13 protein-coding genes are annotated in these 13,000 nt (G+C 37.8%); 2 read left to right on the forward strand and 11 right to left on the reverse strand.

All coding sequences use genetic code 11. The features are described from left to right. Positions 1-1,177: 1,177 nt before the first annotated feature. The 4 genes from ACR65M_RS00625 to ACR65M_RS00640 form a co-directional block, all read right to left on the reverse strand. Complete coding sequence (locus ACR65M_RS00625; protein ID WP_440272277.1) at positions 1,178-1,687, reverse strand: metallophosphoesterase family protein; 510 nt, start codon at positions 1,685-1,687, stop codon at positions 1,178-1,180. Beyond that, positions 1,684-2,289 carry an XTP/dITP diphosphatase gene (locus ACR65M_RS00630; RefSeq protein WP_341330698.1) on the reverse strand — a complete coding sequence of 202 codons (606 nt, stop codon included), beginning with the start codon at positions 2,287-2,289 and terminating at the stop codon, positions 1,684-1,686. Before ACR65M_RS00630 ends, ACR65M_RS00625 begins: the two co-directional genes overlap by 4 nt. A 1-nt stretch (position 2,290) precedes the next feature. Further along, positions 2,291-3,040 (reverse strand): ribonuclease PH, encoded by a 750-nt coding sequence (gene rph / locus ACR65M_RS00635; RefSeq protein WP_341330697.1) that lies wholly within the window; start codon positions 3,038-3,040, stop codon positions 2,291-2,293. A gap of 141 nt (positions 3,041-3,181) precedes the next feature. Continuing rightward, positions 3,182-4,252, reverse strand: a complete 1,071-nt coding sequence (locus ACR65M_RS00640) for a GerMN domain-containing protein (RefSeq protein ID WP_440272278.1) — start codon at positions 4,250-4,252, stop codon at positions 3,182-3,184. A gap of 164 nt (positions 4,253-4,416) precedes the next feature. On the opposite strand from ACR65M_RS00640, the gene ACR65M_RS00645 reads away from it, so the two are divergent. Then, entirely contained in the window at positions 4,417-5,334 is a 918-nt protein-coding gene (locus ACR65M_RS00645) for a nuclease-related domain-containing protein (RefSeq protein WP_440272279.1), read from the forward strand. A gap of 697 nt (positions 5,335-6,031) precedes the next feature. Here the strand turns inward: ACR65M_RS00645 and racE are convergent. The 7 genes from racE to ACR65M_RS00680 all read right to left on the reverse strand — a co-directional run bounded on the left by racE (position 6,032) and on the right by ACR65M_RS00680 (position 11,804). Continuing rightward, a complete protein-coding gene (gene racE / locus ACR65M_RS00650) occupies positions 6,032-6,826 on the reverse strand; it encodes a glutamate racemase (protein WP_341330694.1) in 795 nt (264 codons plus the stop codon). Positions 6,827-6,836: 10 nt separating this feature from the next. Beyond that, a complete protein-coding gene (locus tag ACR65M_RS00655; protein ID WP_121447663.1) occupies positions 6,837-7,295 on the reverse strand; it encodes a MarR family transcriptional regulator in 459 nt (152 codons plus the stop codon). Positions 7,296-7,528: 233 nt separating this feature from the next. Next, on the reverse strand, positions 7,529-7,753 hold the full coding sequence (gene gerE, locus ACR65M_RS00660; RefSeq protein ID WP_010678342.1) for a spore germination transcription factor GerE: 225 nt from the start codon (positions 7,751-7,753) through the stop codon (positions 7,529-7,531). Positions 7,754-7,926: 173 nt separating this feature from the next. Continuing rightward, on the reverse strand, positions 7,927-8,382 hold the full coding sequence (locus tag ACR65M_RS00665) for an acyl-CoA thioesterase (protein ID WP_440272280.1): 456 nt from the start codon (positions 8,380-8,382) through the stop codon (positions 7,927-7,929). A 159-nt stretch (positions 8,383-8,541) separates the two neighbouring features. Then, complete coding sequence (gene sdhB / locus ACR65M_RS00670) at positions 8,542-9,300, reverse strand: succinate dehydrogenase iron-sulfur subunit (protein WP_341330692.1); 759 nt, start codon at positions 9,298-9,300, stop codon at positions 8,542-8,544. Position 9,301: 1 nt separating this feature from the next. Then, positions 9,302-11,062: a succinate dehydrogenase flavoprotein subunit gene (gene sdhA, locus ACR65M_RS00675; protein WP_341330691.1), complete on the reverse strand. Its 1,761-nt coding sequence runs from the start codon at positions 11,060-11,062 to the stop codon at positions 9,302-9,304. 133 nt (positions 11,063-11,195) lie between these two features. Then, positions 11,196-11,804, reverse strand: a complete 609-nt coding sequence (locus ACR65M_RS00680) for a succinate dehydrogenase cytochrome b558 subunit (RefSeq protein ID WP_121447659.1) — start codon at positions 11,802-11,804, stop codon at positions 11,196-11,198. A 392-nt stretch (positions 11,805-12,196) separates the two neighbouring features. Here ACR65M_RS00680 and ACR65M_RS00685 point away from each other — a divergent pair, with 392 nt between their 5' ends. Then, the gene (locus ACR65M_RS00685; RefSeq protein ID WP_341330689.1) at positions 12,197-12,652 is read left to right on the forward strand and encodes a YslB family protein; all 456 of its coding nucleotides are present in this window, start codon (positions 12,197-12,199) and stop codon (positions 12,650-12,652) included. Positions 12,653-13,000 lie beyond the last annotated feature (348 nt).

The raw sequence follows: 13,000 nt of genomic DNA on the forward strand, positions 1-13,000 counted from the left end.
ATAGAAAAAAGCTATTTCCATTAATATTTTCGTACATTTGGCATGGAGGCTTCATTTTTTGGACCAAAGAGAAGGCATAGAATTGATGTAAGTCAAATTTATTACTTTCAAAGTCCTTTCTGCATAAAAAGGTAGAATGCGAAACCTATCCCTTTTAATTGCTTAAAAACGGTGTCACTTTTTCAAGTGCCTCCTGGAGTTTCTCACTATTTTTTTGATACATTTCTTTTGCCGATTGGTTATTTGTTTGTTGATCTGAAAGATTAAAAGATTTTCGGTAAAAGTTTACTAAAGTGTTTACAAGCTTTGGTCTACTTAATGTGTTTGTTGTATTTGTAGGCGGAACTAAGCATATTTGTGCATACGAAAAGGTGCGTTGTTCTAAGAAGGATTAACCACTTTTTTGTTAACTTTCTTATTGAACCGTACATCAATAGGTCCTGGGGATATCACTTAAAAAAACTGAGGAGGATTAAAATCTGAATGGTTATGCCACCTAATTAAACCTTAATATATACTTTCATGTAATTTTGGGTTTATTCTTGCGTAAAAAATGTGTTAAACGGTTTGATAACTCACCTTTTTCTATCGTATTTCTAGAAAAATAAAAAACACGCTAATCGCTTGAAATATCAACGATTTAACGTGTTTTCCGGATATCTTATCGTATCCAATTTTACCTATTAGCGTCCCAGGAGAGATTCGAACTCCCGACCGACGGCTTAGCTTACCACTATGACTTTCGCCACCAACAATAGTTGTTTGTAGTCTGGACTATATCTTCACCATTTCAGGTGCGACACGTGTAGTCTCTACGGAACCTCATGATAATCACTTGAAGATTATTCTTTGGAGTTTCTACCATCAATTTACATGATCATTCGAATCTCCTCAGTCTAATGCAAGACATAAGTTTCCTCGGTATTACCATCAGCTAAAAACTGTTAAGGCTTCACCGATATAGTGTCGTCCACTCTATAAGTTCTTCTTTCCTTATAGAGGCTCCTATTTTCTTGAAGGCCGTTGCTCTATCCTGCTGAGCTACTGGGACATTTTAAATTTTTCCGCTAAGTTATTAGCGACATTTTTTATTATAGTCAGATAGGAATCAGATGTCAACACATTTTGAAGAAAAAGTTTTAAAAGGGAGTATTTTTTTACTCCCTACGCTATTGTATCATAAGTTTACCTTGGTTGATAACTCCTCAACAATATTTCCTTCACAATCATAAAAGACAACATCAGCTTGATTATTATCAACCTCTACTATTACATATGTTCTTTCTTTACGCATTCTTGGCAATCGGAAACTACCTGGATTAATAAATAAAACACCATCAATTAATTCAGTTCCTGCAATATGTGAATGTCCGAAGCAAACAATAGATGCGCCGACTTCTCTAGCACGATAGGATAAATTCATTAATGACATCTTTACATTATACAAATGACCATGTGTCAAGTATACCTTTAGCCCATTTAAAAGAACAATCATATCGTTCGGATAGTTAGAGTCAAAATCACAATTTCCTCTGACTACTGAAAATCCACTCATTTCTTCTGATTGAGATGACAACTCAGAATCCCCGAGATGGAACATAAACTCAACATCATTCTTATGCCTCTCCTTAATGTCGAGTAATTCCTTTGTTAATCCATGGCTGTCACTCAAAATTAATACCTTCATCTTTGAAACTCCTCACGATCTTTTAAAAGCTCGTCTAGCTTTCTAAGTGCATTCCCACGATGGCTGATAAGGTTTTTCTCATCTTTTGATAATTCAGCCATTGTTTTGCCCTTAACAGGCACAAAAAAGATTGGGTCATAGCCGAATCCATTTTCCCCAACAGGCTTATCTGTAATAACACCCTCACAGGTCCCCTCTACAATTTCCGTTTTTTCTCCAGGAATTGCCAAAGCTAGTGCACAATGGAATCTAGCCGATCTTTTTTCATCGGGAACTCCTTTTAATTCTTCTAATACTTTATTAAGATTATCCACATCATTTTTATGCTCACCAGCATATCTTGCTGAATAGACGCCCGGTCTGCCATCAAGATAGTCAATAGCAAGTCCAGAATCATCTGCTATAACAGGTATGTGGAGCTTTTTAGTAATAGCTTCTGCTTTTATTTGAGCATTTTCTGCAAATGTAGTGCCCGTTTCTTCTATATCCTCTATATTAGGATAGTCGACCAGTGATTTTACGTCTATTCCTTTGCTTGCAAATAAATCCCTAAATTCCTTAACTTTTCCTTTATTTTTAGTAGCAATCATTATTTCCTTCACGTTAAGACTCCTTCTTTCCAATTAAGTCTACTAAATCTCCTAATGCAGCTCTCTGGGCCTGAATCAACTCAGTAATCCCTATTTCGGCTAATTCTAATAATGTTTGTAACTGCTGTCTTGAAAAGGTGGATTCTTCTCCCGTTCCTTGAAGCTCAACATACTCCCCCGCTCCTGTCATCACAACATTCATATCAACATTTGCAGCCGAGTCTTCTATGTAATTTAAATCAAGGATTGCCCCTTTTTCAGGATCAATTCCCACTGAAATAGCTGCTAAATAGTCTGTGATTGGAAATACACCCATTTTTTTATCTTTATAGATTTTATGTACAGCAAGGACCATCGCTACGAAAGCACCCGTTATCGAAGCAGTCCTTGTACCACCATCCGCTTGAATAACGTCACAATCAATCCATATTGTTTTTTCACCGAGCTGTTCAAGATTAACCACTGATCTTAATGCACGCCCAATTAAACGCTGAATTTCCATCGTTCGTCCAGAGATTTTTCCTTTAGTGGACTCTCTCATATTCCGTTGCTCAGTTGCTCTTGGAAGCATAGAATATTCCGCTGTAATCCACCCCTTACCAGACCCCCTTATAAAAGGAGGCACCCTATCATCAATACTCGCATTACAAATAACCTTTGTATCCCCAATCGTAATTAATACCGACCCCTCAGGGTGCTTGATATAATTCACTTCAAACTGAATCGGCCTTATCTGATTATGTACTCGTCCATCAACTCTCAAAAACTAAAAACCCCCTGTCCTTCCTTAAAAGTAGGCTAAACACTGCCTACCTACTATCCTTTATATAGTATAGCAAAATTTTGTTTTTCTATCGTCTTCCATAGGAAAAAGGTGTGAACATAGTCCACACCCCTACTCTTTTTAGAAACTACCTGTATTCACATTTGCTGGACGTGTTACTGGTTCAGTTAGGGATTTCCCATCTTCCGTAACAATATCTTCATTTCCATTTACCGTGATAGCAACACTCTTTACATCAGGCTGCTCAGTTAAAGATAATACTAAGGAGTTAATAACATGCTTAGAGATCATCTTCTCGTTAAAGCTACCAAAGATAGCTTCATTAAAATCTAAAGTAACTTTGCCATCTTCCACTTTCGCACCTAGTAGTTTTACATCTTGATGAATTTCGCTTATTAAATTCGATGACAAATTTGGTCCGTCAATTAGTGCATTAACCACTGCTGAAACTTTGTCATCCCCGGTATTTTCAATTCGCTTTGTTACAGGCACATAGTATTCCGCGTCTTCATTTTGCACATAGAAATAGAGTGTCACAGGGCGGCTATTTGTAATATCTACTACACCGCTGTTATCAATGTTAATTCCATCCGCTCTACTTAAATCCGTTGGAATTGGTGTACTATTAACAGGCATTTCATCTAATTTATATCCATTTACGCTAATTACAACGTTATTGACATTATCAAATTGGGTTAATGTCCAAGTAATGGCTTGTAAGATTTTTGCTTCATCCTCAGGATTATATGTGCCAAATTCCTTCGAGAAGTCAGCTGTAATTGTGCCATCCTCCAATTTCACATCCACAACCGTATCTTGTGGAATAACCGCTCTAAATCCATCTGGAAGAATTTCATTTAAAGGTCCACCCGCTACCAGGTATTCAAGCACTTGTCTTGCCGCAGCATCTGTCTTCGGAAGATCTACAGTATATGGTACTACAAGACCACTATTATCAATCAGATACAGGTCTCGTTTTACTGTTTCAGTTGTAGCTTCCTCTTGGTCAGTAGCCTCAGTAGCATCAGTTTCTGAGTTATCCCCTTTTGCTACTGTCTCATCCACCGCTTCGTTTTTAGGTGGATCCATTTGTTTAACTTCTTCCTCTCCACCAAATAAGCCGCATCCTGAAAGTAGAACTGTAGAAGTAACAACTGTTGCAGCTATTGCAGATTTAGTTATTTTACGCATTCTTTTCCCTCCTAAGGCAGTTTGTACTACTATGTATACGAGCCCTCTATACAAATTAGACCGCTTTTTGTTGAAAAATATGGACAAAATGTTTTGATTTTAGAAGGAAACAAAATGTAAAATAAAGGGGTAAGATTTAGGTTTATCGAAAGGAAGTGTTGTGTTTGATTATTAAAAAACGTACCGTACCTCTTGAATTACAGCTCCTAAAGTCTAATCGAGCAAGAAAGAAAGTGCCTGAAAAAATCGAGCATCAAATCATTACCCTCGAAAAAGGCTTCATTGGGGAAACTATATTTGACCAGCGTATGGAAAGTCTTTCACTTGACTCCCTCACCATCAATGACTTGCTTCTAGAAACAAACAGAGCTCATTATCAAATTGATTCACTACTTATTTCCCCTCCCAAAATTCACATATTTGAAGTAAAGAACTTTGAAGGTGATTTCATAGTAAAAGGAGACCAATGGAAAAGCTTATCAACTGGGAAAGAGATCAAAAATCCCCTTCTACAGCTATCCCGAAGTACCTCTCTACTTAGACAATTGCTCCAACAACTCGGTTCCAACCTAACCGTCGAAGGCCACCTCATTTTTATAAATCCAGAATTTTATCTGTACGAAGCTCCACCAAATCTACCGATTGTATTTCAGCCTCAACTTAATCGTTTTATACGCTCCTTAAATGCACAATCGTCCAAAATCTATGATACACATCATACGTTAGCAAAAAAGTTGCTTTCGATACATATAAAAAAGTCCCCTTTCTCATTGCTACCAGCGTATGATTTTGATGAGTTAGAAAAAGGGATTTTGTGTGGAGAGTGTTGGAATGGGTTTATGGAGATTGGGAATCAACATAAATTAAAATGTCCTAAATGCAACAAATGGGAAGATAAGGAAACTGCTATTATTAGATGTATTGAAGAATTCGAGCATCTTTTTCCTCATATGAAGATTACGGTTAGTACAATATTTGATTGGTGTCAGGTAATTAAAAGCAAAAAGACAATAAGAAAAATACTTTCAAAAAGGTACAAACTAATCCAGTTTGGAAGATCGTCTTTTTATGTGAAGCTTTAGTTTCTATTATTAATAATAATTTTGTTGGATGGGATTGACTTTCATTATTAAATTTTCTTTTCTTACACTTATTCGTTTTTTGATTATGCTTAAAGGTATTTAAGATTTTACTTACCACACTTAGTAGCGGACCTTTGTGTGATGATACGATTATCCTCTTTGCTTACCCTCACTTAGACGATAACCTTTGCGTGAGGGTACGATTATCCCCTTTGCTTACCCTCACTTGGACGATGACCTTTGCGTGAGGGTACGATTATCCCCTTTGCTTACCCCCACTTGGACGATGGACTTTGTGTGAGGGTACGATTACCTCTTTGCTTACCCTCACTTAGACGATGACCTTTGCGTGAGGGTATGATTAACCTCTTTGCTTCCCCCCACTTGGACGATGACCTTTGTCTGAGGGTACGATTATCCTCTTTGCTTACCCTCACTTGGACGATGATCTTTGCGTGAGGGTACGATTATCCTCTTTGCGTACCCTCACTCGGTCGCGAACCTTTGCCTGAGGGTACGATTATCCTCTTTGCTTACCCTCACTTGGACGATGACCTCTGCCAGAGGGTATGATTAACCTCTAATATTTTTTGTTCCCGAAACTACCTTCAATATCTTCACATTAAAATAAAATCCAGTACATCTCCTTATTTTTATGAAACAAAAAAAGCCCCATCCGGGACTTTTTTCTCTACTCCTACAATTTCACCGATTTCACATTATACACTGGTTCTTCAAACCAGTTGCTGGCGATTTGTTGGAAGATTTCTTTTTCCCCTGTTGTGAGGAACAGGTGGCCATTTTTTGACGTTTTTTTGTTCAGTAGTCCACTATAGAATAGCACGGTACTCACTTCACGGGCTGTCTCTGCGCCTGAATCAATTAGTTTGATTCCATTTCCCAAATAGTTCTGAATGGTTTTATGAAGTAATGGATAATGGGTACAACCAAGAATCAAGGTGTCGATTTCTTTCCCCCTTAAGACCTCTAGGGATTCGGCCACAATTTGTTCGGCATGGGGACCAGCGAATTCTCCTGCTTCGACGATTGGAACAAATCGTGGGCACGCGAGACTTTCGACATTGATTTGATTGTTGATTGATTTTAGAGCGTCAACATAGGCACCACTTTCGATCGTGTTGACAGTGCCGATAACTCCTACATAATTATTTTTTGTAACCTTTAGGGCGGTTCTTGCTCCTGGGTAAACGACACCGATTACTGGAATTGAAAGTTCAGCTTGAATTTCATCCAACACGAGCGCAGTCGCCGTATTGCATGCTATGACAAGCATTTTAATTTTATGTGACAATAAATAGTTCGTCAGCTCCCATGTAAACTGACGAACTTCGTCTATAGGTCTTGGTCCATATGGACACCGGGCATTATCACCTAAATATATAATTTCTTCATTTGGTAATTGTCTAATTATTTCCCGAGCAACGGTTAAACCGCCAACCCCTGAATCGATAACTCCGATTGGTCTGTTCAAAAGATTCGCCTCATTCTACTCGCATTTCTTGATGTAATTTTCTAAGACTCTTTTCGAGTTGGGTAACTTCTTCAGCAGAGAAGTTTTCCATGATTTCATGTAGGTAATCTTGTCTTTTCTTGATTACCTCTTCGATAATACGTTCACCTTCTTCAAGTAAATGAATTCGAACGACACGACGATCTTTTGGGTCTTTTACGCGCATTACTAGCGAATTTTTTTCCATGCGATCTACAAGATCTGTCGTCGTGCTGCATGCTAAGTACATTTTATTTGATAATTCACCAATTGTCATGTCTCCAAGTTCAAGTAACCATTGAAGAGCTATAAATTGGGGTGTTGTAATTGTAAAGTTACTTAAGATTTCTCGGCCCTTTTGTTTAAGTAAGCCCGAGATAAAACGAAGTGATTTTTCGATATCTGCGATTACTTGGTAGTCTTTTGTTTCATTGCTCTCCTTAACAGTCATTACATCCTCTCCTAGTAAAATGTTAGTGGTAAAATCCAACCGATTTTTCTTCTATTACAGTTGCTTCATTGTATGCAAAATGTAAAGACGTATCGCTTAAGAAAAAAATCTATATTATTCTTATTTTCTACTTTTTTCGCGTAAAAAGCAAGTTGAAGTTATTTAGGAATTATGTAAAATGCCCTAAATAAGTAACCGGCTACCTTACAAGAGTAAAGGGTAGCCGGTCATACTTAAAGTTCAAGTTCTCCCATACGAAGGAGCTCTACAACTGCTTGAGAACGCCCCTTTACTCCCAGCTTCTGCATCGCATTCGATATGTGGTTACGAACTGTTTTTTCGCTTATGAATAGTTCACTTGCGATATCTTTCGTTGTTTTGTCTTGAACTAGTAATTCAAAAACTTCTCTCTCTCTTTTTGTTAGTAGCGGTTTTGGTTGAAACTCTTTCTCCTTCAAGTATTGTAACCCTCCTTGCTAAGGTTCGAGCTGAACTACTGGATGGGTATATATTTAGTCACCATATAATATGAGAAGGAGAGTGTTGCTGTGACTGTTAAAAGGCCGATATGTAGACTTTTTTGCGTCTATTTTTAGATATATTGGTATTTTTGATTAATTTGACTCATATATTATAGGTTAATTGGATTTAACATTTGTTTCATCTCTTCAGACCAAGGCTCTCCTTTTCCCGTTCGCTTTGACATTTGAACAAGCGTACTTCTGCCGACAAAACAAACGGCTCCTTCCTTATCTTTAGCCATATAATGGATATCCATTGAGGAATTGCCTAATTGATTTATTTTTACATAAAGTTTAAGCTGTTCTCCGAAATAGACTTGTTTCAAGTAATCACATTGTTGGTTTGCAACTACCGGGATTGTGTCGCTGGATTTGTCAGTCCACCTTTGCATAAACCCTACATGGTTAAAATATTGAATTCTTGCTTCCTCAAAGTAAGCAAAGGGGACTGTGTTGTTTAAATGTCCAAACATATCTGTTTCTGAAAAGCGTACCTGAATTGGTTGATAAAATTCAAATGTATTCTCCCAAGACTCAAATTCATCGATATACGTAATATGCTTCATTCCAATAGCTCCCTTACATAAGATTATTCAAATTGCAGTTAAGTGGTGCGTTATTCTAATGGGGAAATTTTATGCCTGATTAAGAGGTATACTTCTAAAAACTCTTCGTAAAAAAAGCACCCCTCCATATGACATGAGGGAGTGCTTTCAATATTTCTATTAGACTTGGTCACTACCAAACATATTTCTGAATGCTTGGATAGATGTATCTCTGTTTAGTGCTGCAATTGAAGTAGTGAGTGGAATACCTTTTGGACAAGACTGTACACAGTTTTGTGAGTTACCGCAGTTTGCAAGGCCTCCATCTCCCATAATTGTTTCTAAACGTTCAGCTTTATTCATTTCACCAGTTGGATGTGCGTTGAATAAACGTACTTGTGATAATGGTGCTGGACCAATGAAATCAGATTTGCTGTTAACATTTGGACATGCTTCAAGACAAACACCACATGTCATGCATTTTGATAATTCATATGCCCATTGACGCTTTTTCTCTGGCATACGAGGTCCAGGGCCCAAGTCGTATGTTCCATCGATTGGAATCCAAGCTTTTACTTTTTTCAATGAATCAAACATTCTACTACGGTCAATTTGTAGGTCACGAACGATAGGGAATGTCTTCATTGGTTCAAGTTTAATTGGTTGTTCAAGTTGGTCAATAAGTGCTGAACATGATTGGCGAGGTTTACCGTTGATAACCATTGAACATGCACCACAAACCTCTTCCAAACAGTTCATATCCCAAGTAATTGGGGCAACTTGATTTCCATTAATATCTACCGGATTACGACGGAATTCCATTAATGCAGAAATTACGTTCATATTTTTACGGTAAGGAACCTTGAATTTAATTACATATGGTTCAGAATCTGGAGTATCCTGACGAGTTACATGAAATTCAACTGTTTTTTCACTCATCTTACTTTGCCTCCTTATTCTTAGTATAGTCACGTTTACGAGGTGCGATTAATGAAGTATCTACGTCTTCATAATGGAATGCAGGCGCAGTATCCTTCCCAGTAAATTTAGCCATCGTAGTTTTTAAGAAGTCCTCATCATTACGATCAGGGAAATCAGGTTTATAGTGTGCTCCACGGCTCTCGTTACGGTTATATGCACCAATTGTAATTACACGTGCTAGTTGTAGCATATTTTGTAATTGACGAGTAAATGTAGCACCTTGGTTGCTCCATTTAGATGTGTCATTGATGTTGATGTTTTTGTAACGTTCCATAAGCTCTTGAATCTTTTCATCAGTCTTTAATAGCTTGTCATTGTAACGAACAACTGTTACGTTATCTGTCATCCACTCACCAAGTTCTTTGTGAAGGATGTATGCATTTTCAGTACCATCCATTGACATGATGTTATCCCATTTTTCTTGCTCTTGTTTTACATGGTTATCGAAAACAGTTGAAGAAATGGAATCTGTACCTTTTTTAAGTCCCTTGATGTAATTAACTGCATTTGGACCAGCAACCATACCACCGTAAATAGCTGATAATAGGGAGTTAGCACCTAAGCGGTTTGCTCCGTGCTGTGAAAAATCACACTCTCCTGCAGCAAATAATCCAGGGATATTCGTTTGTTGATGATCATCAACCCATAATCCACCCATTGAGTAGTGAACTGCAGGGAAGATTTTCATTGGAACTTTACGTGGATCATCACCCATGAATTTTTCATAGATCTCAATAATTCCACCTAATTTAATATCAAGTTCTTTTGGATCTTTATGAGAAAGATCTAGATAAACCATGTTTTCACCATTGATACCTAGTTTCATATCTACACATACATGGAAAATTTCACGTGTTGCAATATCACGAGGAACTAAGTTTCCGTATGCAGGATATTTCTCTTCTAAGAAGTACCAAGGCTTTCCATCTTTATATGTCCATACTCGTCCACCTTCACCACGAGCGGATTCACTCATTAGACGAAGTTTGTCGTCTCCAGGAATTGCTGTTGGGTGGATTTGGATAAATTCACCGTTCGCATAATATGCACCTTGTTGGTACACGATTGATGCAGCAGATCCAGTGTTGATAACTGAGTTTGTAGTTTTACCAAAAATAATTCCAGGGCCTCCAGATGCCATAATAACAGCATCAGCAGGGAATGATTTAATTTCCATTGATTGAAGATTTTGCGCTACGACACCACGACAAATTCCTTCGTCATCTTGGATAATTCCTAAGAATTCCCAACCTTCGTATTTTGTAACTAATCCTGCTACTTCGTGACGTCGAACTTGCTCATCTAATGCATAAAGCAATTGTTGACCAGTTGTTGCACCAGCGAATGCAGTACGATGGTGTTGAGTTCCCCCGAAACGACGGAAATCAAGTAAACCTTCTGGTGTACGGTTAAACATAACACCCATACGGTCCATTAAGTGAATAATTCCAGGTGCTGCTTCACACATCGCCTTAACTGGCTTTTGGTTAGCTAAGAAGTCTCCACCATATACTGTATCATCAAAGTGGATCCACGGAGAATCCCCTTCACCTTTTGTATTAACTGCACCGTTTATCCCACCTTGTGCACAAACAGAGTGAGATCGTTTTACAGGTACGAGTGAAAATAAATCAACTTGTGTTCCTTCTTCAGCAGCCTTGATGGTAGCCATTAACCCAGCTAGTCCACCACCAACTACGATAACTTTTCCTTTACTCAAAGTTACTCACTCCCCAATAAAGAGATCGTTCAAATGTCATACTAGTGAACGGTCAAATTTTAAAAGATCAATTACGCATTGACATATTTGCGCTCGATTTTATCGAGCTTACTTGAAAGTTTTCTTTGAAAAATTAAACGAATGCAAGGATTGTAGACACACCTACGTATGTTAACGCTACAAAAATAATCATTGTTACATATGTTGCAATTTTTTGAGAACGAGGAGTTACCGTTAATCCCCAACTTACTGCAAATGACCAAAGACCATTAGCAAAGTGGAAGATGGTAGAGATTATCCCAACTAGGTAGAATGTAATCATCCAAGGTGAACTCAAGATATTCTCCATCATATTAAAGTTAACTTCCGCACCAAGAGCTGCGGCAATTCTCGTTTCCCATACATGCCATGCAACAAAAATTAGAGTAATTATACCGGACACACGTTGTAGTGCGAACATCCAGTTACGGAAAAAGCTATAATTGCTCACATTGTTTTTTGCTGTAAAGGCAATATAGAGACCGTAAATTGCATGAAATAATAATGGTAAATAAATAACAAAAATTTCTAAGAAAAGTTTAAACGGAAGACTTTCCATAAAGTGAGTAGCACCGTTATAAACCTCTTCTCCTCTTGTCGCAAAATTATTCACAACTAAATGCATCACTAAAAATAAACCTACAGGAATTACACCTAATAATGAATGAAGTCTGCGATTTAAAAATTCACGATTACCAGCCATACTTTAACCCCCCTTAGTAATTAAACGTGCCCACATGGCACTCCGTTATAATGTTTCATCCTGTATAATTATGTAAAAGGACGATATAAAAACTGACAACTGAAAACCTTTGCAGGAATCTACAAATTTATTTATTGTAGATAAATAGACAAATACTGCAACTGATTTTCTTTTATCAGTATAATGTAACAAATTCATTTTACTCCCATAAAGCAAGAGCGTCAAGGAAACAAGTCCACAATTTATTCATAAAAATAATAATAATTGTACACATATGATTGTAGTCATACGAAATAAAAATCAAATCTCCCTGACAAAAAGAAACAAAAAAATTCATGTTTTTCTTATACCCTCATGTTATATAATAAAGAATGGAGAAAGAGGGGAATGCAGTGAAGAACGTTAACATCAATGAACAAAATGTAAATACAAGTGAACAGTCTGTTCCCGTATTTGGGTACGAACTATTACGAGAAATTTTAATTCCTGATATTCTCGGGAAAGAAACGCCACAGATTCTATATTGGGCTGGAAAAAATCTTGCCCGAAAATTCCCCTTACCTACGACGGAAGAAATCATTTCATTCTTTCACGATGCTGGATGGGGAGACCTTAAGGTAGAACGTTTGGATAAAAACTCCATTGAATTTCATTTGGAGGGTTCGATCGTAACTACTCGCTTTAAACGGAAAGATATTTGTACATTCCAGCTTGAATCTGGCTTTCTTGCCCAACAAATTCAACAACAGAAAAATCGAATCACCGAAAGCTTTGAACAACAAAAAAGAAGAGCACAAAAAATAATATTCACGGTAAAATGGGACCCAAAAGACATCACCGAAGAATAAAAGCCTGCACATTTCGTGCAGTTTTTTTATTAGGCTGTTTTCGCAAACTTTGTTGTTTTTATATCGTTGACTTCCGCTTCAGGTGGACGCTTTTCGCGGGCGTGGCTTGAGCCTCCTCAACGAAATGTGGAGGCGGCTTGCACAGAAACGAGTAAATTGGCCGACTAAAGCGCCACGTCCTGTGCGTCGGAGACTACGACAAAGAGGCGTATTTTGCCTCTGAGGGAGGAGTTGAAATTTCTCAGTTTCTAGCCGCTGAAACCGGACACGTCGCTACCGCTCCTGCGGGGTCTCAAGTCTCACGCTTTTCCCGCTGGACATTGAATTTGCTTCTTTGAAATAACCCAC

The organism is Ferdinandcohnia sp. SAFN-114, from assembly GCF_059415045.1.

What these genes read in the sequence shown, in the direction of transcription:
- ACR65M_RS00640 (WP_440272278.1), bottom strand. Translation starts at nt 4,252, where the DNA reads ATGCGTAAAATAACTAAATCTGCAATAGCTGCAACAGTTGTTACTTCT.
- sdhB (WP_341330692.1), bottom strand. Translation starts at nt 9,300, where the DNA reads ATGAGTGAAAAAACAGTTGAATTTCATGTAACTCGTCAGGATACTCCA.
- ACR65M_RS00625 (WP_440272277.1), bottom strand. Translation starts at nt 1,687, where the DNA reads ATGAAGGTATTAATTTTGAGTGACAGCCATGGATTAACAAAGGAATTA.
- ACR65M_RS00655 (WP_121447663.1), bottom strand. Translation starts at nt 7,295, where the DNA reads ATGACTGTTAAGGAGAGCAATGAAACAAAAGACTACCAAGTAATCGCA.
- ACR65M_RS00680 (WP_121447659.1), bottom strand. Translation starts at nt 11,804, where the DNA reads ATGGCTGGTAATCGTGAATTTTTAAATCGCAGACTTCATTCATTATTA.
- ACR65M_RS00665 (WP_440272280.1), bottom strand. Translation starts at nt 8,382, where the DNA reads ATGAAGCATATTACGTATATCGATGAATTTGAGTCTTGGGAGAATACA.